21 protein-coding genes are annotated in these 20548 nt (G+C 33.6%); 8 read left to right on the top strand and 13 right to left on the bottom strand.

Going from position 1 to position 20548, the window contains the following annotated elements:
- Positions 1-235 precede the first annotated feature (235 nt).
- Positions 236-2107, top strand: a complete 1872-nt coding sequence (locus J7574_RS14605) for an alpha-amylase family glycosyl hydrolase (RefSeq protein WP_290969852.1) — start codon at positions 236-238, stop codon at positions 2105-2107.
- A 152-nt stretch (positions 2108-2259) separates the two neighbouring features.
- Here J7574_RS14605 and J7574_RS14600 read toward each other — a convergent pair whose 3' ends face one another.
- The 8 genes from J7574_RS14600 to rsfS form a co-directional block, all read right to left on the bottom strand.
- Entirely contained in the window at positions 2260-3318 is a 1059-nt protein-coding gene (locus tag J7574_RS14600; RefSeq protein WP_290969850.1) for a glycosidase, read from the bottom strand.
- A gap of 65 nt (positions 3319-3383) precedes the next feature.
- Positions 3384-4163 (bottom strand): superoxide dismutase, encoded by a 780-nt coding sequence (locus J7574_RS14595; protein ID WP_290969848.1) that lies wholly within the window; start codon positions 4161-4163, stop codon positions 3384-3386.
- Between the two features lie 7 nt (positions 4164-4170).
- Positions 4171-4440, bottom strand: coding sequence for an acyl-CoA-binding protein (locus J7574_RS14590; RefSeq protein ID WP_290969846.1), 270 nt, complete (start codon positions 4438-4440; stop codon positions 4171-4173).
- On the bottom strand, positions 4441-5094 hold the full coding sequence (locus tag J7574_RS14585) for a phosphatidylserine decarboxylase family protein (protein WP_290969844.1): 654 nt from the start codon (positions 5092-5094) through the stop codon (positions 4441-4443). It lies immediately after the preceding gene.
- The gene (locus tag J7574_RS14580; RefSeq protein ID WP_290969841.1) at positions 5084-5974 is read right to left on the bottom strand and encodes a phosphatidate cytidylyltransferase; all 891 of its coding nucleotides are present in this window, start codon (positions 5972-5974) and stop codon (positions 5084-5086) included. Before J7574_RS14580 ends, J7574_RS14585 begins: the two co-directional genes overlap by 11 nt.
- A gap of 1 nt (position 5975) precedes the next feature.
- Positions 5976-6581: a lactate utilization protein B/C gene (locus J7574_RS14575; protein WP_290969837.1), complete on the bottom strand. Its 606-nt coding sequence runs from the start codon at positions 6579-6581 to the stop codon at positions 5976-5978.
- 116 nt (positions 6582-6697) lie between these two features.
- Positions 6698-8623, bottom strand: coding sequence for an ATP-dependent zinc metalloprotease FtsH (ftsH, locus tag J7574_RS14570; protein ID WP_290969835.1), 1926 nt, complete (start codon positions 8621-8623; stop codon positions 6698-6700).
- Between the two features lie 15 nt (positions 8624-8638).
- Positions 8639-9010: a ribosome silencing factor gene (rsfS, locus tag J7574_RS14565; RefSeq protein WP_290969833.1), complete on the bottom strand. Its 372-nt coding sequence runs from the start codon at positions 9008-9010 to the stop codon at positions 8639-8641.
- Between the two features lie 92 nt (positions 9011-9102).
- On the opposite strand from rsfS, the gene J7574_RS14560 reads away from it, so the two are divergent.
- Positions 9103-9831 carry a biotin--[acetyl-CoA-carboxylase] ligase gene (locus J7574_RS14560; protein ID WP_290969830.1) on the top strand — a complete coding sequence of 243 codons (729 nt, stop codon included), beginning with the start codon at positions 9103-9105 and terminating at the stop codon, positions 9829-9831.
- A 187-nt stretch (positions 9832-10018) separates the two neighbouring features.
- Here the strand turns inward: J7574_RS14560 and J7574_RS14555 are convergent, their stop codons facing one another.
- Positions 10019-10411 carry an SRPBCC family protein gene (locus tag J7574_RS14555; protein ID WP_290969827.1) on the bottom strand — a complete coding sequence of 131 codons (393 nt, stop codon included), beginning with the start codon at positions 10409-10411 and terminating at the stop codon, positions 10019-10021.
- A gap of 186 nt (positions 10412-10597) precedes the next feature.
- Positions 10598-11245 carry an orotate phosphoribosyltransferase gene (pyrE, locus tag J7574_RS14550; RefSeq protein ID WP_290969824.1) on the bottom strand — a complete coding sequence of 216 codons (648 nt, stop codon included), beginning with the start codon at positions 11243-11245 and terminating at the stop codon, positions 10598-10600.
- 7 nt (positions 11246-11252) lie between these two features.
- On the opposite strand from pyrE, the gene J7574_RS14545 reads away from it, so the two are divergent.
- Complete coding sequence (locus J7574_RS14545; RefSeq protein WP_290969821.1) at positions 11253-11903, top strand: NUDIX domain-containing protein; 651 nt, start codon at positions 11253-11255, stop codon at positions 11901-11903.
- Positions 11904-12149: 246 nt separating this feature from the next.
- Here the strand turns inward: J7574_RS14545 and J7574_RS14540 are convergent, their stop codons facing one another.
- On the bottom strand, positions 12150-12380 hold the full coding sequence (locus tag J7574_RS14540; RefSeq protein WP_290969817.1) for a DUF4287 domain-containing protein: 231 nt from the start codon (positions 12378-12380) through the stop codon (positions 12150-12152).
- A gap of 531 nt (positions 12381-12911) precedes the next feature.
- Positions 12912-13406: a hypothetical protein gene (locus J7574_RS14535; protein ID WP_290969814.1), complete on the bottom strand. Its 495-nt coding sequence runs from the start codon at positions 13404-13406 to the stop codon at positions 12912-12914.
- A gap of 387 nt (positions 13407-13793) precedes the next feature.
- Here J7574_RS14535 and J7574_RS14530 point away from each other — a divergent pair, with 387 nt between their 5' ends.
- From J7574_RS14530 to J7574_RS14515, 4 genes are all read left to right on the top strand, one after another.
- Positions 13794-15197 carry a hypothetical protein gene (locus tag J7574_RS14530; protein ID WP_290969811.1) on the top strand — a complete coding sequence of 468 codons (1404 nt, stop codon included), beginning with the start codon at positions 13794-13796 and terminating at the stop codon, positions 15195-15197.
- Positions 15198-15215: 18 nt separating this feature from the next.
- Positions 15216-15614, top strand: coding sequence for a hypothetical protein (locus tag J7574_RS14525; protein WP_290969808.1), 399 nt, complete (start codon positions 15216-15218; stop codon positions 15612-15614).
- A gap of 257 nt (positions 15615-15871) precedes the next feature.
- Positions 15872-16294: a hypothetical protein gene (locus tag J7574_RS14520; RefSeq protein ID WP_290969805.1), complete on the top strand. Its 423-nt coding sequence runs from the start codon at positions 15872-15874 to the stop codon at positions 16292-16294.
- Between the two features lie 24 nt (positions 16295-16318).
- Positions 16319-16717 carry a hypothetical protein gene (locus tag J7574_RS14515; protein WP_290969802.1) on the top strand — a complete coding sequence of 133 codons (399 nt, stop codon included), beginning with the start codon at positions 16319-16321 and terminating at the stop codon, positions 16715-16717.
- Between the two features lie 247 nt (positions 16718-16964).
- On the opposite strand, the gene J7574_RS14510 is transcribed toward J7574_RS14515, so the two are convergent.
- The gene (locus tag J7574_RS14510; RefSeq protein ID WP_290969798.1) at positions 16965-18692 is read right to left on the bottom strand and encodes a M14 family metallopeptidase; all 1728 of its coding nucleotides are present in this window, start codon (positions 18690-18692) and stop codon (positions 16965-16967) included.
- A gap of 307 nt (positions 18693-18999) precedes the next feature.
- Here J7574_RS14510 and J7574_RS14505 point away from each other — a divergent pair, with 307 nt between their 5' ends.
- Entirely contained in the window at positions 19000-20361 is a 1362-nt protein-coding gene (locus J7574_RS14505) for a DEAD/DEAH box helicase (protein WP_290969795.1), read from the top strand.
- Positions 20362-20548: the final 187 nt, after the last annotated feature.

Below are 20548 nucleotides of genomic sequence, written 5' to 3'. Positions count from 1 at the left end.
ATTAGGATTAATTTATAATAAGTCACCAATGGCTCTATTAATGAGTTCAGTGTTATTTATTTTTTCAACAAAACATGCAACTCTCACGTTGTAGTTGCGGTATTTTGAATTTAAACCAAGGTATTTTGGGAAAATGATGATTTAGATTTTAAAAAATGGCCTACATTTAGAAATTGGTTTTAATGCTTTTAGAAGATTAAAATAAAAAAACTAAAGAAGAATAGTTGAAAAATATATGATAAGTAAAAGAATAATAGCGGTCGGAATTACATTAACTGTACTATTTTCAGGCTGTAAAACAAAAGATTTAAAAATGAGTACAGCAAAGGAGCAAACCTCAACAGAAAAGAAAGTTGTAGTTTATCAAGTTTTTACGCGTCTTTTTGGAAATAAAAATACAACCAACAAACCGTGGGGAACTATTGAAGAAAATGGCGTTGGAAAGTTTAATGATTTTACAGACAAAGCGCTTCATGAAATAAAAGATTTAGGCATTACTTATATTTGGTACACAGGAGTTCCGCATCATGCTCTAGTGCGCGATTATACAGCGTACGGAATTTCTAATGATGATCCAGAAGTGGTAAAAGGCCGTGCTGGTTCTCCTTATGCAGTAAAAGACTATTATAACGTAAACCCAGATCTGGCTGTAGATCCTGCAAAGCGCTTAGAAGAATTTGAAGCTTTAATACAACGTACTCATAACGCAGGCTTAAAAGTAATCATTGATATTGTGCCAAATCATATCGCAAGAAAATACGAAGGAAAATCGAATCCTGAAGGCGTAAGAGATTTTGGTGCAGATGATGATGTTACGGTTGAATATAAAAGAGACAATAACTTCTATTACATTCCGAAAGAACATTTTGAAATTCCAGACGGAGATATTCCTTTAAATGGAGAGAAAAATCCATTAATTGATGGAAGATTTGACGAAAATCCAGCAAAATGGACGGGAAATGGTTCTAGGAAATTTAAGCCAGACCAAAATGACTGGTACGAAACAGTAAAAGTAAATTACGGAGTGCGTCCAGACGGAACTAAAGATTTTCCTGAACTTCCTGTTGGTTTTGACCAAAAATCGTATCAAGAGCATTTTGCTTTTTGGCAGGATAAAGACGTACCGAATTCTTGGAAAAAGTTTAAAGATATTGCACTGTATTGGACAGCAAAAGGAGTCGACGGATTCCGCTATGATATGGCAGAAATGGTTCCTTATGAATTCTGGAGCTATATGAACTCTTCTATTAAAATGAAAAATCCGAATGCCTTTTTGCTGGCAGAAGTTTACAATCCGAATGAGTATCGAAATTATATTCGTTTAGGAAAAATGGATTATTTGTATGATAAAGTAGAAACATATGATAAGCTGAAAGATGTTATTCGCGGAAAATCTTCGCCAGACGAATTAACAAAGATCCAAAACGGAATGGCAGATATTGAGCATCATATGCTTCATTTCTTAGACAATCACGACGAACAGCGTTTGGCAAGCCCAGAATTTGCAGGAACGCCAGAAAGAGGAAAGCCTTTGATGGTGGTTTCGGCAACAATAAGCACTTCGCCAACGATGATTTATTTCGGACAAGAAGTAGGAGAGGCAGGAAATGAAGATGCAGGTTTTGGAAAACGTTCGAGAACCTCAATTTTCGACTATATCGGAGTCCCAAATCATCAGCGTTGGATGAATAATGGCAAGTTTGATGGCGGACAGCTTTCCAATTCAGAAAAAGAACTTCGAGACTTTTACAAGCGATTATTAAATTTCACGATCAATAGCCCTGCTTTGATGGGAAGTTTTGAAGAAATTCAGTCAGCAAATAGACAGGATAATCCAGGTTATGACGAATTGATTTATTCGTATGTAAGATGGTCTGAAAAACAGAAATTGATTATTGTGGCTAATTTTTCTTCTGAAAAAGCAAGCGAGTTTAATTTGAAAGTGCCTTCTGATATTATTACAAAATGGAATTTAAAAGACGGTTCTTACGTTCTTATCGACAAATTGTATTCTGATAATAAAACTTATTTTACGGTCAAAAATGGAGAAGGAGTGGCAAGAGTCAAAATTAAACCTTCAGAATCGTTTATTTTTGAAGTGAAATAAAATTTTAACGCATAGAAACATAGCTTTGGATATACTTTAGAAAAGGCGTTTCACTAGTTTAAATGCACATAGTTTTCTATGTGTGGAAATTAGTTTCTTTTGAAATCTTTTTTTAGCCTAAAAATCTATGTTTCTATGTGTTTAGATATTCTTTAAACCTTTTCAAGCAATGAAAGAATTTCTCTAATCGAAAATTGAGCACCACAGACAAATTCGTCTGAAGCGCCGTAATAAACTGTTAATGTATCGCCATCTGGCTCAATAATATGGCCATTTGTAAATACCACATTTCCGAAAAAACCGCTTAGTTCATAATTCGTTTTAGGAAACATAATTGGGGTTTCGGTTCTCGAAATCACTTTTGTTGGATCTTCCAAATCTAATAAAAAAGCACCCAAACAATATTGATGAAATTCGTTGGCTCCATGATAAATCTCGAGCCATCCTAATTCTGTTTTTATCGGTGCGGCTCCAGCGCCAACTCTTTTGCTGTCCCAGCTATCTTTTCTGGTTTTGATAATGCATTTATGATTTCCCCAATGAATTCCATCTGGAGAAGAAGCAATCCAAATGTAATTTCCGCCAATATCTACACTGCTCGGTCGATGTAAAGCATAAAACAAACCATTTATTTTCTCTTCAAAAATGGCGCAGTCTTTATTATGAGGAGGAAATATCATTCCGTGTTTTTCAAAGTTCTTCCAATCGGTTGTGGTTCTTAAGCCAACGCCAACACCACTAGGAGAAACCGAAGTAAAAGTAAGGTAATATTTTCCTTCAATAAGAGAAACGCGGCAATCTTCTATTCCGAAAGTTTCCAATATTCCTTCGCCAACCAAATTGGGGTAATCTTCGGGTTCGTAAAACCGTTTCCCATCTTCACTGCACAATAATCGTATGTGCGATAAAGTGGTTAAATAATCGATTCCTTGATAATTGATTACGCGGGCGTCTGTTGCTATAAGTTCGGGATGATTTTTTAAAATTTCAATAATTTGAATGGTGCCTGCTTCGGTTAAAATGGGAAACGAAATGATGTTTTCCATTTGTTTTGGTCTTTCGGCAACACGTACTGCCAGCCAGATTTTGTTTTGAAACTGAAATACACCAGGATTTAAGAGACAGGTAATTTCGAGACCTTCTCTGCTTGGCGGTAAATCTGATGGCGATAATAAAGGGTTTTCTATAAAACGATTGGCAATGTCTTTCATGATCTTCGTTTAAGTACCTAAAAGGTATAAAAAAAAGCTGATACTTAATTGCATCAGCTTTTTTTCTATACTTTTTTAACCTTTTTAAGTGCCTCAACGTAATATTCGTTTACTTTTTCCCAATTAATATGGTTGTAAAAAGCATCGATGTAACTGCCTTTTCGGTTTTGATAATCTAAATAATAAGCATGTTCCCAAAGATCAATTCCCATAATCGGAGTTCCAGGAATCAAAGCATTTTTCATCAGCGGATTATCTTGGTTGTCAGTTGTGCTAATTTGCAATTTACCATATCTGTCCACAACCAGCCAAACCCATCCAGATCCAAACTGCTTTTCTGACTGTGCTTTAAATTGATTGGTTAGGTTATTAAAAGAACCAAATTCTTTATTAATAGAACCTGCAAGCGTATCTTTTGGAGTCTGCTCTTTTGGGGTTAAAATATTAAAATAAAGGGTATGATTGTAATAACCGCCCGCATTCTGACGAAGTTTAGCATTATTTAAATCTAACTTTTTCAAAATATCCTCAATAGGCATGTTTTCGTATTCTGTCGAAACGATTTCTTTGTTGAAATTGTTGGTGTACGATAAATAATGCTTAGAGTAATGCGTTTCTAATGTTAAGCTTCTAATGTCTGGAGCAAGGCCGTCATAATTAAATGGCAGTTTTGTCATTTCAAAAGAACCAGGATCGGCTTTAACATCATTTGGCGAACCAATAGTGATTTTCTCCTCTTTTGTTGGAAGCGGAACCTCAACTACTTCTGTCAGCTTATCTTCTTTACAAGAAAACAATAGTAAAAATGAAGCTAAAGTGCTGAAAAGAACAACGTTTTTCTTCATAATGTATTTATTTTGATGTTAATGAATTGATGATTTCGATATAATTTTCTTTAGCTTCATCAACAGACATGTGGCTAATCTGCATCCAAGCATTAGTTTTAAAAGCGTCTCTTAAATCAAAATTTTCAGATTGATTGTAAACTGCTGTTCCAAAAGTAGCTTGTTTGTAAAAAGCGTAAAGTCTTAACTGCACATCTTGCGGCAGCGAAGCCTGAGTCATTGTCATTGCAACTTCTACGGCTTTAGCAAAGCGAATATCTAAATCCTTATCAGCCATTTATGCTTTTGTAGCAATAATTGTTTTTCCGCCAATTGCTTTTTGATTTAACTCTACATTGATTGGCGTACCTAAAGGTAAAAATAAATCTACTCTTGAGCCAAATTTAATAAAACCAGCGTCAGTTCCTTGAACAACCTGCATCCCTTCTTTGGCATAATTTACAATTCTACGAGCCAAAGCGCCCGCGATTTGTCTGTATAAAATAGCACCGAAAGTCTCATTTTCGATTACTACAGTTGTTCTTTCGTTTTCTTCACTTGCTTTTGGATGCCAAGCAACAAGGAATTTTCCTGGATGGTATTTGCTAAATTTAATGATGCCATCCATTGCGTAACGCGTTACGTGCACATTGATTGGCGACATAAAAATAGAAACCTGTAAACGTTTGTCTTTAAAATATTCTCCTTCATAAACCTCTTCAATAACCACCACTTTTCCATCAACTGGAGCTAGGATGTGATCACTGTTTCTAACTGCAATTCTCTTCGGATTTCTGAAGAATTGTAAAATAATGATCAAAATTACAAGCGCTGCAATTTGAACAAGCATTCTAAGCCAATTGATATCAATAAATCTTTCAGCAATTAAAAGTACAGCTACAGTAAATACAGTACCGAATAAAATGGACGGGCCTCCTTCTTTATGAAACATAATATAAAATTTGATAAAATAAAAATATAATTGGTGCTACAAATATAACACTATCTAATCGATCTAAAATACCTCCATGACCAGGCATTATCGAACCGCTGTCTTTTATACCTGCAATTCGTTTAAATTTGGATTCTATTAAATCTCCAATAGTTCCGAATATGCTCACAATTAAGGCGATAACGGTCCAGATTAAAATCGATGTGTTGCTAAATTCAGGTTTGGGCTGAATGTACAGTTTAGAAATTAAGAAGCCGGCAAACGCAGCAAAAACAACACCGCCAATAAATCCTTCGATTGTTTTTTTAGGAGAAACACGTTCAAATAGTTTGTGCTTTCCCATTGATTTTCCAACTAAGTAAGCAAAAGTGTCATTGGTCCAGATTAAGATAAATAACCCCAAGATAATTTTTGGATTATAATCGTTTGTTCCAAAAGAAATTTTTACAATAAATACAAAAGGAAGCGTAATATATCCAAGTAGATATAAATATTTTGAAGAAGTGCTTACCTTTTGAACAGAATCGTAAAATAAAAATATGATACATTTTATAGAAACTACAATAGTTACGGCAAGTAGAATTAAATCCAGCTGTTTGATATTGGTTTCTAAAATAATATTGCTATTAAATGTATCGTTTAAGAATTTTGTCGTTTGTTTGTTGTAATGGCTTACGAGAATAATTACAGAATAAACTAGAGTTCCAAAGAGAATAGCAAATACTTTGTTTAAGTTTACTATATTGGAAAATTCATATATTGTGATAATCAGGAAAACACCAAAAAGGGTAATGAAGCTTTCTGTAGAAAACAATATCGAGGTTAATAATAAAGCGATATAAACAGCACCAGAAATGGCCCTCTTCAGTGTTTCATTCATCTTAAAGATCTTCTAAAAGCAGTAAATAAAGGTTTTTTGCAACACTTCCATATTGTGTAAAATCCTCGTCTTTCGCTTTTTCGAAATATTTTATTGTAGTGATATTAGTAGGAATGTCTCTTTCGTATTTGCGTTTTATAGCGCTCAATCCGTCGCTTTTCATTGGAAGAATTTGGCTTGTGGTTGCTATAATGACAATATTAGCAGGTAATTCGTTTGGTTTATTTTGTCTAATTTGTTTGGATGAAAATAAGATAGAACCTTCATCGGCTATAAGATTTTCACAACTTGCCAATAAGAACCTTGGTTTGGTTGGAGCAATATAAAATAATTTATTTTCTTCCAATAAGCTAAATAAGGCTGGCTCATAACATAAAACTTCATTTTCGAACCAATCGTTTTCTTCTAAAATATTTTCAAACTGCTCGGCAACTTCTTCCATGTTTTCGCAGTACAAAAACTTACCTCCATTTTTTTTGAAATTGAAAATAAATTGTTCGTCTAAAGATAAATGACTGTTCTGAGCAGAAGTACCTGCGTATTCGCTTTCGTTCTCTTCGTCAGAAGCGGCCTCACTGGAGCCAAATATTTTTTTGAAAAAATTCATTTTTTATATGAAATGCTTTACATGTTAATTGAAAACGTTCAAAGATAAAAAAATCTTAATTCAAAAGGGACTTTTGAATTAAGATTTTGAAAAATTATTACGTATTTCGTAATTACTTATGAAACTACTTCTTCTAAATTTTTGTCAAAAGTACGTTTTCCGAATATGTTTTCTAAATCATCTTTAAAGATAACTTCTTTTTCAATCAGAATATCAGCAAGTTGATTTAATTTGTCTTTATTCTCTTCTAAGATTTGAATTGCTCTCTGGTATTGGCCTTCAATTAACTCTGAAATTTCAGCATCAATGATTTTTGCTGTCTCATCAGAATATGGTTTAGAGAAGTTGTATTCGCTTTGTCCAGTTGAATCGTAGTAAGTAACGTTTCCGATTTTATCATTCAATCCGTAAATCGTTACCATAGCACGAGCCTGACGCGTTACTTTTTCTAAATCGCTTAAAGCACCTGTTGAAATTCTGTCAAAAGTTACTTTTTCTGCAGCTCTACCTCCCATAGTAGCACACATTTCGTCTAACATTTGGTCTGTTCTTACGATTTGTCTCTCTTCTGGCAAGTACCAAGCAGCACCTAAACTTTGTCCGCGAGGAACAATTGTAACTTTAATAAGCGGAGCAGCATGTTCTAACATCCAGCTTACAGTAGCGTGGCCAGCTTCGTGAATTGCAATTGCTCTTTTCTCTTCTGGCGTAATGATTTTGTTTTTCTTTTCAAGACCACCAATAATTCTATCAACAGCATCAAGGAAATCTTGTCTGTCAACGGCTGCTTTGTTGTTACGGGCAGCAATTAATGCCGCTTCGTTACAAACGTTTGCAATATCAGCACCAGAGAATCCTGGAGTTTGTTTTGCTAAGAAATCTAAATCAAGACCTTCAACTTTTTTGATAGGAGCTAAGTGTACTTTGAATATTTCTGCTCTTTCGCGAATATCTGGTAAGTCAACAAAAATTTGTCTGTCAAAACGTCCTGCACGCATTAAAGCTTTGTCTAGAACGTCAGCTCTGTTTGTTGCAGCCAAAACAATTACGTTAGAGTTTGTGCCAAAACCATCCATTTCTGTTAGTAATTGGTTCAATGTATTTTCTCTTTCGTCGTTTCCGCCAGACATATTGCTTTTTCCTCTCGCTCTACCAACAGCATCAATCTCATCGATGAAGATGATGGCAGGAGATTTTTCTTTTGCTTGTTTGAATAAATCACGTACACGAGAAGCACCAACTCCAACAAACATTTCTACGAAATCAGAACCTGATAAAGAGAAGAATGGTACTTGAGCTTCACCAGCAACAGCTTTTGCCAATAAAGTTTTACCAGTTCCCGGAGGGCCTACAAGTAAGGCTCCTTTTGGGATCTTACCTCCAAGGTTTGTGTATTTTTCAGGGTTTTTAAGGAACTCAACAATTTCTTGAATTTCTTCTTTTGCACCTTCTAAACCAGCAACATCTTTAAATGTAGTTTTGATATCTGTTTTTTCGTCAAAAAGTTTCGCTTTAGATTTTCCGATATTGAAAATCTGTCCGCCACCTCCAGCGCCTCCGCCAGACATTTTACGCATAATAAAGATCCATACACCAACAATAATGATGATAGGAAGCAAGCTGATTAAAATATCGCTCCAGTTGTTTTTTTGAAGGAAGTTGAAATCTTTCAATTTTCCTTCGCTAACTGCTTTTTCTAATTTAGTCTGAAAGATTTGATCGTTACCAATTTCCAACGTGTAATGTGGACCTTTGTTTGGTTGTTTGAAAATATCTTCAGCTACTTTTTTGTTTGCTGGGTCTTTAAGAGCCGCAGCATTTAAATATACCTCAGCTTCTGCTTTGTTGTAAACAATAACTTTTTCAATTTGGCCTTTTTCTAAAAGGGTATTGAATTTAGAAGATGTTAATTGGGCAGGTTCGCTTAAGCTTGATCCTCCTGTGGCAAAACTTATGAATAAAAAAACTAAAAGTATTGCGGTGTATATTAACCAAGGACTTATTTTAAATTTATTCGGATTTGGATTATTATCTTTAGCCATTTAATGAAAGTTTCTTTAGTATTTGTTCTCGATTGAAGTTATTTTGGCATCGCCCCAAAGGCTTTCGATGTTGTAATATTCGCGAATGTGTTTCTGGAAAACGTGTACTACAATATGTACATAGTCCATTAAAACCCATTCTGCATTATCTGTTCCTTCTACGTGCCAAGGTTTATCTTTTAAGTCTTTTGATACAACTTTTTGAATTGAGTTTACGATGGCGTTTACTTGGGTGTTTGAGCTACCGTTGCAAATAACAAAATAGTCGCATACAGCAGTATCTATTTCTCTTAAGTCAAGAATATCGATATCATTTCCTTTTACTTCCTCAATCCCTTTGATTATGTTCGCCAGTAGAACATCATTATTAACAGTCTTTTTCGCCATGAATTATTTTATATGAATTTGTAAAGTTACCAAATTTTGTGATTATTTTTGAACCTTAACAAAATATTAAATTAAGATATTTAAATTATTTAATGAAACTAATCAAACTCGATGCCATAGATTCTACAAATGACTTCCTAAAAGCATTGGCAAGTCAAGATGAAGTGGAGAATTTTACAACGGTAACCGCTGAAAATCAGACAAAAGGCAAGGGGCAAGTCGGTGGTGTATGGAAGACTCAAGCGGGTAAAAACTTAACAATGAGCGTTTTGGTTAAGGATTTTCTCTTTAGCAATGACGAAGTTTTCAATTTGAGCGTTTTGGTTTCTTTATCGGTTGCAGAGGTTTTAAAATCGTTAAATATTCCTGATATCTGTATTAAATGGCCAAACGACATTCTGTCATACAATAAGAAACTTGTTGGCATATTAATCGAAAATACCTTAAAAAGCGATGGCAGAATTGTGTCAGTTGCTGGAATCGGAATCAATGTCAACCAAACCGATTTTGACGAATTGCCCAATGCTTCTTCGTTGGCAGTAATTGCAGGAAAGGATTTTGATAAAGAAGAAATAGCAATCTTAATCGTCGAAAAACTAAAAGAAAAAATCAATTCTTGGAAAACCGATTCGCAGAATTTATGGAATGATTACTTTAATTTTCTATTTAAAAAAGGGGTTCCAACTGCATTTAGAGACAATGACAACAAAGATTTTATGGGAATCATTCAAGGTGTTTCTCCAATCGGAAAACTGCAGGTTTTATTGGAAGATGATTCTGTAGCGGAATTTGAGATTAAGGAAGTGAAAATGCTTTATTGAGTTACAAAGTGACAAAGTTACAAAGGGACAAAGGTTTCTTTCGTTGTGAATAAATCGAAATGACAAGAATGAGGTAAAAACTTTGCGAACTTTGCGTAATTCCTTGCGTTCTTTGCGGTTAAACAAAAAAAAATGCCCGACAATAATCAGGCATTTTAATTTATAATTCACAATTAATAATTAACCATTATAACTTGTGCATATTGTTTGCTAAAGTTTCAATAAACTTACCAATTGGACCTTTAACCATCATTGCCATCATAGCGTTGAATTCTCCTTCAAAGAACAGCTGAACAGCGCTTTCTGAATCAGAAATGGTGTCAATGTTTGAAGTTAGTGTAAACGGAAGTTTATCACTTGCAGCACCCAAAACGATTTTGTTTGGCGCTACTTTGTCTTTCATTTTTAATTTGATTTCCGGCATCCCTTTTAATCCAAAAATAAAAGCGTCTTCGCCAGTCACTTCAAATTTAGCGATATTGTCTGGCATTAATTTTTCGAAATTCTTTACGTCAGTCAGTTGATCAAATAGATCCTGAGCTGATTTCTGAACTGTAACTTTTGGACTTTCTAAGTTCATATTTTTTGTTTTTTATTTTTTTCTTAACCGCAAAGTGCGCAAAGTTTTTTTTAAATATACGAGATTTTACAAAAACGCAAAGATCACAAAGCTGGAACTTAAATAAATTCCAATTTTCTAAATCTCAAATTCCAAAATCTATTCATAAAGAAGAGAAATCTAAAATTTGCAATCAGAAATCTAAAATTAACCCTCTTGTCCCCAAGTAGATGGACTTGCGTTCCATTCTAGTAAAGTCGATTGCTGATCTTCGGTGATGTATTGTTTTTGAACTGCTAAACTAAGTAGGTTTTCGTAGTTGCTTAAAGTGAATAAATCAATATTAGCTTCTTTGAAATTTTCTTCTGCAACACCAAAACCGTAAGTGAAGATCGCTGCCATACCTTTAATATTAGCACCTTCGCTTCGTAAAGCTTCTACAGCCATCAAACTGCTTTTTCCTGTGCTAATTAAGTCTTCGACAACCACAACATTTTGACCTTTTTGTAAAAAACCTTCCACTTGGTTTTGTCTACCGTGTTTTTTGGGCTCCGGACGCACATATACAAAAGGAAGACCTAAACTTTCGGCAACCAAAATTCCAACTCCGATCGCACCAGTAGCAACACCAGCAATCACATCAGGCTTTCCAAATTGTTTTTCGATGTTCTTAGCAAACTCATCACGAACATAGTTTCTGATGCTCGGAAATGAAAGAATTAACCTATTATCGCAATAAATAGGAGATTTCCAACCAGAAGCCCATGTAAAAGGATTTTCGGGATTCAATTTAATTGCATTTATTTGCAAAAGCAATTCGGCTGTTTTTTCGGCAGTATCTTTATTAAAAATCATAGTACAAATGTATAAAGTTTTTGTAAACGACAAACCACTTTTTTTGACAAATGAAATCTCGAAAGAAACAGATTTCCAATTGTTCTTGTTGGAGAGTATTGATATCGAACAGCTTATTATAAAAATTTTTCAAAATAAAATTCAAAAAGCGATTCTATATCATCCTGACGAAAGTGAAATGATGAAAACCCTAAAAGCCAAAATTCCGGTAAATAAAGCGGGCGGAGGCTTTGTCTACAATAAAAAAGGCGAAGTCTTGTTTATCTTTAGAAACGGAAAATGGGATCTGCCAAAAGGCGGAATCGAAAAAGGGGAAGACATCGAGGCGACGGCAATGCGTGAGGTAGAGGAGGAGACAGGAGTAAACCAGCTTCGTATTACGAATAAACTTCAAAAAACCTATCATATCTTTAAACGTAACGGAAAATACAAACTCAAAATCACGCATTGGTTCGAAATGCAGTCTGATTTTGAAGGAACACCACACGGGCAACTAGAAGAAGGAATAGAAAAAGTAGCTTGGTTAAACCCAGAACAAATCAAAGAAGCACTAAAAAATTCATACGAAAACATTAAATTGTTGTTTGAGGAAGAAAATAAAACAATAGAAAAAATGGAAGCTCCAATTGCCTATCGCTCGGGTCCAGATTCTAAATAACAGATATTCAAAGTTTTAAACTGGAATTTGATATTTAAAATTTCGAGTTTGGAATTTGGGATTTGGAAATTGAAATTTTATTCATTTGGACGTGCCACCAATAAAAAAAAGACCCAATGAACTTTGCGTTCATTGGGTCTTTTTTTTATTGCTGTCGGGCTTTCGCCTCCGCCGCGGCGGATTGGCTCTATCCCTCACGCGGGCACTCGTCTTTAAAAGTTCATTTTGTTTTTAGTGAGAACTTTTTTATTCGCTATCCTCATTTTTAATGCCTTTAAGTAATGCATAAATAGCCATTGCATGTCCTTGACCTAAAGCGAAATCAGTTTTTAGCCAGTTTACAATGTCTCCAGCTTTTACTTCCGGTTTTAATTCTCCGTTTGCAGTAAAACCTTTTTGTTCAGCTAAAGTTCTAAACTCAGCTGGACCATTTCCCGTTTTTTCTTTGATTGTTTTTAGGTATCCCTGAAATGACATAAAATAAAAGTTAGAAGTTAAGTAAAACGAAAATACAAATTAAAAGGAGGATTAGTATTCGGTTTTTTAATTTGTTTAGTTCAGCTTAAATTAAAACAACCCTAGTAATCATAGGGTTATTTATTTTTGTAGATATAATTTACTTGACCTTTTTATAAATTTTGTACAGCAAGTAAAATATTGCTATCGCAAAAAGTAAACAAAAAAATTGCCAAGCCATCAACGTATAATCATAATCTTTTATGCCTACATCCATATTTTCTAAAATTTTGTATTTCTATGTTTAAAAAAATAATCATAAAGTAAATACGAAAATTTTAAATTTCACTACGGAATCCCGTAATTTTTGTGTTTATATTTTTTTTCTTTACTTTTTAATTTATTAGTGCTCTTTCGCTAGCGAGCGTCTCGCTCGTGCTTTTTTACGTAATTGATTTAGATTGCGTTCACGAGCGGGACGCTCGCGTTAGCGGGGGTGGGTATTTGCAGAAGAAAATAAAGTCACAGTAGATTAAATATTTATCTACTTTTTTATTTAAATTGATTTAAAGTTTCATCAATCAAATGTTCGATTTCCAGAAAGTTATTGGCAATTTTTAGAATTTCATCCTGAAAATTGGTTGAATCCATTTTTAAAAAACCTTCCATTAGCGTTAGCGGACCGTGATTTGTGCTCACATTTGGCCAATTGTGCTCAAATTCTTTGAAGCTATGTCTGAAACTTTCAGCAAATTTTCTGCTTTGAATCGAATATCCTTTTAAGTTTCTCAGTTTCAGCGCATGAATATTGTACATAATTTGCTGTTTTTTCAAAGTTGCATCATTCACCCAAATAGAAAAAAAGATTCGTGAATTTGCTGTTAAAGCAGCTTCAGGATTGCTCGACCATGATTTTTTATACAATTTTAGAAAAACAGAATCTACGTAAATTCCAACTGAAATTTCAATATTTCGTTCACTAAAAATATTTTTATTGAGCTGATTTGCAATTTTTTGAAAATTTTCCAGATAGAAATTAGCATCCATTTTATGTTAATAGGTGTTTAAAAAAAATCAAATTGTAAAACTGAATCAAATATAGATTTTAATTGTTTCGTTTTCGAAATTATGATTGCTTTTTCTTTAATAATCCGTCGGGCTTTCGCCTCCAAGATGGCAGATTACTTCTATCTCTCACGCGAGCTACACTTTGCGGTTAGTTGTTTCAAGTTTCAAGTTTTTTGCTGGCATGAGCGTCACGCTAGTGCCCTTTTAGTTTGATTTAGATTACGTTCACGAGCGTGATGCTCGCGCTAGCGTGAGGTTTTGTTGGGCTTTTTAATTTAAGGCACTCATAATTTTATTTTTTATAAGTTTTTTCTTTGTTTTTAATCATATTAGTATATTTTTGTACGAAAAATAAACTATAATGATATGGTTAAATGTGCAAAAATATTTGAAGGCTTATTTTTGGTAGGCTATCTATTATTAATGGCTGGCTGCGCTACAGAAGAAATCGTACAGAAAAATGCTACTGGTTCTCCATTGGAGACTAAAGTTTGGTTTGATAATCACCAAAAGGATTACAGCGCAACGGTTTTAAATTATATTGAAGATTTGCAATGGCAAAATGCAATCGTTTCGACTGGAGAAATAGGAGAGGTTGTAGAAGTGCCATTTACCCTTACAGAGAGTTTAAGTGCCAGCACTAAAGAAGCTAACCAGTATAATGACCACCATCGACTAATGTTTGTGAAAGATGAACAAAACGGGTATAAACTTTTTTATGTTCAGATATTTGCAAATGATGAAGATTATAATGTTCAAGATAAAAATTACAATTACTATAATATCAAAGATAATTTTGATGGTAATATTTACGTTCAAGAATTAGCCACTAATATTGGAAGTAAAATTAAATTTAAAGACGGTGAAAAAATCGAGCATTCAAATACTGGAAAAATGCAAGAATATGCTTGTGTGTATTATGGCTGGTGGGGTTCAGACGGGAGTTTTACTCCTATTTATGAAGTAGGATGCTATGGAGGCGGTGGAGGAAATGGAGTGCCTAGCGGCGGCGGCGAAAATCCAGGGCCAGGTTATGGTGGAGGAACATCGAGTTCTAATACTCCTAGTTGTCCTGCAGGATACAGGTATAAACTTGGCGAGTGTGTTTTTGTAGATAAAATAACTAATCTGTTGACAGGAAAAGCAAAATGTCTTAATGATTTATTAACTCAAAATGGGAATGATTTTGTTAAAAATCTATTTTCAAAGTTTGAAGGAACGTCAAAATTTGATATTTCAATTTCGTCTAAAGATGTTGTTATGGGTACAAAAAATGGTGTGGAAAGTGAAATTAATGGAAAGACGTTAAAGCCAAAAGGTAAATTGATAGAAATAGAAATTAGCACCTCTAGAGTAAATGCAAGAGCTCCAATTGAAGTTGCGAGAATTATTTTGCACGAATATATACACGCCGATATTTATAGAAAACTTGGCACAGTACTTGCGACGAATGTAGAGAATTTAGATTTTAAAGAAACATTCGAAAAGTACGAAGGAGAACATCACAGTGTAATGGCTAAATTGTATGTTGACAGTATCAAGGAATCTTTGAAACAATTTCATCAGCTTTTTCCTGGTGATATTAAAGCTTATACTGATTATTATAATGAAGCACCAAGTGATGCGTTTTACGAGGCTCTTGCATGGGGAGGATTGAGAGATAGTAATGTAAAAGCTTGGAATGAATTATCAGCTGAAAAAAAAGCATCTATAGAGGCTCTTGCTAGCAGAGTGGAGCAATTCTCCAAAACAAACCCTTGCAATAATTAATAATGAAAAATAAACGATATGAAAATTGTTATACTTGTTATTTTGTCTTTATTTCCAAGGTTTATAAAAGCTCAAGAAAAAGTAAAAGACACACTATTCTTTTCTTATGATAGTAATTATATTACTACTTTCAATAAAATTCCAAATCACTACTATATAGAAGATGGACACGACATTAATATTGGAAGTTTTTACTTTACTGAAGTTCAAAAAATAAAGAATTATAAGACTAAAAAAAGAGAAATTGGTCTTAAAGAATTTATTAGGTCATCTAAATTCTATAACGAAAACAGAAGATTAAAATTAAGAGATTATGAACTTTCGGATTACCTTGAAAATTATGTTATTTTTTTAGTCAAAACTGAAGATGGCAAAAAAAGTTATATACAAGTTGAAGCAAGTTTTGAAATTGAATAATTTTAAAAACAAGACTGCAATAAAATGCTCTAAAATATGAAGCCGTGTAATTTTATACGGCTTTTGTTTTATGTCGTCTTGATTGAGATTGCACTCACATTAGTAGCAGGATGTCGTGGATTGGAACAATTAACTCCAGAAAAAAAGCGTCTATAAATTCAATATTTAATAATATAGTTTGTCAATTGTCTAAAAACCGTGACTTGTCAATAAAAAACAACTTTTATAATAATTTATTGCTATTAAAAAATGTAAGTATGAAAAGGAAGTTTAAAAATATTATTTTAAAAACAAAGATTAGTCTTTTTTTGGTGGCTATAATTTCAATAAATCTTCAAGCTCAAAAAAAAGCAAAAGATACACTTTTTTTTAAGGTAGATAATTTATATCTTTTTGAAGATAAAAACAATTCTAAAACATTTCTAATTAAGGATAGCAACAGAGATGAAGAAATTTGCTTTGAAGAAACTACAGTTATACACAACTTGAAACCTATGCAGGTTTTGGATTTAAAATATTTTATAAGGAATTCAAAATTTTATAATCGTTATGGTAAGAATGAATTGTCCAATTATAGCTTAACAAATTTTTTGCATGAGTATGAGATTTTTTTGGTGAGAGAATGTGAAAAAACAACTGATTTTATTAGTGTTAATATTTTATTGAGAAGTATTGATTGAAACAACCGAATAATAAATTAGGATATGAAAATTGCTATACTTGTTATTTTGTCATTGTTTCCTAGGTTTGCAGAAGCTCAGGAAAAAGTAAAAGACACACTTTTTTTTTATTATGATCGTAATTATATTACTGTAGATCCTGAAACTCCAAATTATTACTATATAAAAGATGGGAGTGGTATTCATATTGGTGGTTTTTACTTTACTGAAATTAAAAAACTAAAAGTTTGTAATATTAAATCAAAAGAAATTAATCTTAAAGAATATATAAGGAGTTCTAAATTTTACGATGAAAACAGAAGGCTTAAATTAGATGATTATAGACTTTGGGAATACCTTAAAGATTACGTCATTTTTTTAGTCAAAACTGAAAATGGTAAAAAAAGTTATTTACAAGTAAAATCGAGTTTTGAAATTGAATAATTTTAAAAATAAGACTGCGATAAAATGATATAAAATATGAAGCCGTGTAATTTTATACGGCTTTTGTTTTATGTCATCTTGAATGAGATTGCAAATCTGCGCTATCGTTGCGCTAACTTTGTCAAAGTTTGAAACTTTGACAAAGTTCTAAACGTACAGCTTTGCGATCTCAGCGTTTTGCTAAACACAATCAAAAGCAAAAAAACTTAGCTCCCGATAGCTATCGGGATTGCGTTATAAAAAAAATCTACAAAACACGATAAACAGGATACTGCATATGTGCTTTTTCATAATAAACAGAATGCTTGTAAATCCAGTCCAATTGGGCTTCGGCGCTTTTTGCGAATTCGCGGTCATTTTGTTTTTTGGTTTCTAGTTCTGCTTTTAGAGTTGGATTGTCTTTTAAAAGCTGAGCGGCAGTATCTTCAAAAATATATTGAGAGTAATGTTCTTTTTGCTGTAAAATAGCGTCGAAGAAATTCCAATTAAAAAACGAATCAACTCCTTCTGGTTCAAAAGCTTCTAGAAGATATTTTACACCTTTTTGGTTTGTTGGAACGTAATAATCTCCTTTAGCAAAATTCATTTTAACTTTTGTAGAAGTTACGGTTGTGTTTCGGTGCGGGTAATGACCTTCATACGCAAACGAAGACGTTTTAAACTCGGCAATTTTATAACTTTCCACCTCAACAACGGTATCGTTTTTAAATTGTCTGAAAGATATGTTATTGTTTTTCAAAAGGTCAATAATATTCCAATAACCTCTTGGAACAATATAAGCTGTCGGAATCACAATTTCTTTAGCCGATTTGAATTCTTTGATATACGGAATATCTTTTTTGTACGGTTTGCTTCGGTCGTAATATAAACGATCTCCTGTTGTGGCTTCGCTTTTTTTGTAACCTGCTTCATAACCTAAAAAGGTAAATTTGGTTGCTTTCGTACTGTCCATTTCCCATTTTAAAGTATAGGATTTTTTAGGCTGATATTGCTCTAAATTCTTTACACGAAGTTCTTTGATTTTCTGATAATTGGCATCGGTGAAATCCATAGTTGTTTTCATGTATTCGTAGGTCATTTTTACACGTTCTGCGTATTTTTTCAGCATGTGCGTTTCAACCACAAAACCAATCGTATTAAACAAAGAAGTATAACCAGTTGTATATCGCGGACTATCAACAAACTGTCCGAAACCTTTGTCTGGAGTGTCTTTAAACGAATCTACATAAGGCGTTGTTTCGATTTTCTTTTTCTGAAGATCTTTTACCAAAGCGGGCATCATTTCATCATTCATAAAATTGCCTAAAACCATTCCGAGTTTGTTGTGCTGCGTCATGATATACGTCAGTTTGTATTGGTAATCAGAACCGTTACTCACATGATTGTCGATAAAAACATCAGCGTTTATTTTCTGAAAAATCTCTACAAAACTTTTTGTATTTCGAGTATCGGATTTCATTAAATCACGATTCAAATCGTAGTTTCTGGCGTTTCCTCTAAAACCGTAAACTTCTGGTCCGTCTTGATTGGCGCGAGTTGTCGAATTTCGGTTTAAAGCTCCGCCGATATTATAAACTGGAATTGCCACCAAAACAGTATTTTTTGGCGCTTTCATTTTCCCTGTTGCCAAATCTCTGTAGAATTGCATGGTCGCATCGATTCCGTCAGGTTCTCCAGCGTGTATTCCGTTATTGACAAACAAGACGGCTTTGGTCTTCTGGATTTTATCAAAATCAAATTCTTTGTCGGGATTAAACGTAATCATGTGTAGGGGTTCGCCAGAATCGGTCAGTCCCATTTCTTTTATTTGGATAGTCGGAAAATCAGCAGCGAGCATTTTAAAATAAGCAATAGTTTCCTGATAAGATGCGGATTGATTTCCGTTTCCTTTTTCAAAAAAGGTATCGTATTTTTTATTGTTTTGAGCAGAAATAGAGATTGTGAAAAGTGAAATGAGAATGGTGAAAAGTTTCATGGTTCTGGTTTTAACTAAGAACCAAATATAGTTTTTTTTGTTTCATGTTTCATGTTTCATGTTTGATATGCTTTGCGTGTAGTTTTTTACCGCAAAGACACTAAGGTTTCGCAAAGTTCGCAAGGTTTTTTTGCAATGGCGCTAAGGTTACGCAAAGTTTTATATACAAAGCTTTGCGTTCTTTGCGTTTGCTCAACTCAAACAAAAGCAAAAAAAACTTTGCGTGCTTTGCGGTTAAATCACAAGCATGATAACTTGAAACCTGAAACAAGAAAAACCTGAAACAAATTTTCCCTACTTTTGCAGCATGAAAAAACACCATTCCAACGATATACTTTCGAATTTAGGAATTAAGAGCCTGAACGAAATGCAGGAAATGGCACATGATGCTATTTTAAACGAAAACAATACTTTACTACTTTCTCCAACAGGATCTGGAAAAACATTGGCTTTCCTGCTTCCGATATTGGAATTGTTGCAGCCTGAAGTATTGTCTGTTCAGTGTTTGATTTTGGTTCCGTCACGCGAACTTGGTCTTCAAATTGAACAGGTTTGGAAAAAAATGGGAACGCAATACAAAGTCAATATTTGTTATGGCGGACATTCAATTGAAACAGAAATCAAAAATTTAAGCAATCCGCCAGCGGTGTTAATTGGAACGCCTGGAAGAATTGCCGATCATATCGAAAGAGAAACTTTTAGAACCGATAAAATTCAGACTTTAGTTTTAGACGAGTTTGACAAATCGCTTCAATTAGGTTTTCATGAACAAATGTCTTTTATCATTGGAAGATTATCAAGAGTAAACAAACGCGTTTTGGTTTCTGCCACTTCAGATATTGAAATTCCGAAATATACGCGAGTTGTAAATCCAGTTGTTTTGGATTTTATTCCAGAAGAAGAAGAGAAGACGAATCTTTCGATGAAAATGGTGATTTCGCCAGCGAAAGATAAATTACAGAGTTTATTCAATTTGATTTGCTCTTTAAAATCAGAATCGGCGATTATTTTCTGTAATCATCGCGATGCTGCAGAACGTATTAGCGACACTTTAAAAGAAAAAGGAATCTATTCGGTATATTATCACGGCGGAATGGATCAGGAAGAGCGCGAACGTGCTTTAATTCAGTTTAGAAACGGAAGCGTTACGTATTTGGTTACGACAGATTTGGCTGCTAGAGGTTTGGATATTCCAGAAATGAAACATGTTATTCATTATCATTTGCCTTTAAAAGAAGACGAATTCACGCATAGAAATGGACGTACAGCGCGTATGCAAGCAACAGGAACGGCGTATGTAATCATTCACGAAAGTGAAAAAGAATTGGATTATATAGATTATGAAATGGACATTTTAGATGTGGAAGGAAAAGTTTCGCTTCCGCAACCGCCAAAATTTCAAACCATATACATCAGTGGCGGAAAAAAGACAAAACTCAATAAATTTGATATTGTCGGTTTCTTTTCTCAAAAAGGAAAGCTAGAAAAAGACGATTTAGGATTAATCGAAGTAAAAGATTTTGTTTCGTTTGCAGCAGTAAAATACAATAAAGTAAAAGATTTGCTGAAAAACATTAAAGATGAGAAAATGAAGGGTAAGAAGTTTAAAATAGAAGTTGCCCGCAATGTCATCAAGAAAGAAGAAGACGAGAAGAGAGGGAAGTATTGATTGGTGATTTTAGATTTTAGATTTCTGATTTTAGATTTATAAAAATCGCTGCGCTCTTTTTTGGAATTTGGAATTTCACGAGTTTGGAATTTTAATTTTTTTGGCGTTTATTTATTTGTATTTCAGTGCTTTAAAATTGTATCACTAAGTTTTACAATTTTATGTTAAAAAAATAACGAATTGATAG

It is taken from the genome of Flavobacterium sp., assembly GCF_017744675.1.
In the GTDB taxonomy this organism is placed as follows: domain Bacteria; phylum Bacteroidota; class Bacteroidia; order Flavobacteriales; family Flavobacteriaceae; genus Flavobacterium.
Note: the sequence above shows the minus strand (reverse complement) of the source record. Positions and strands in the feature narration are given on the sequence as shown.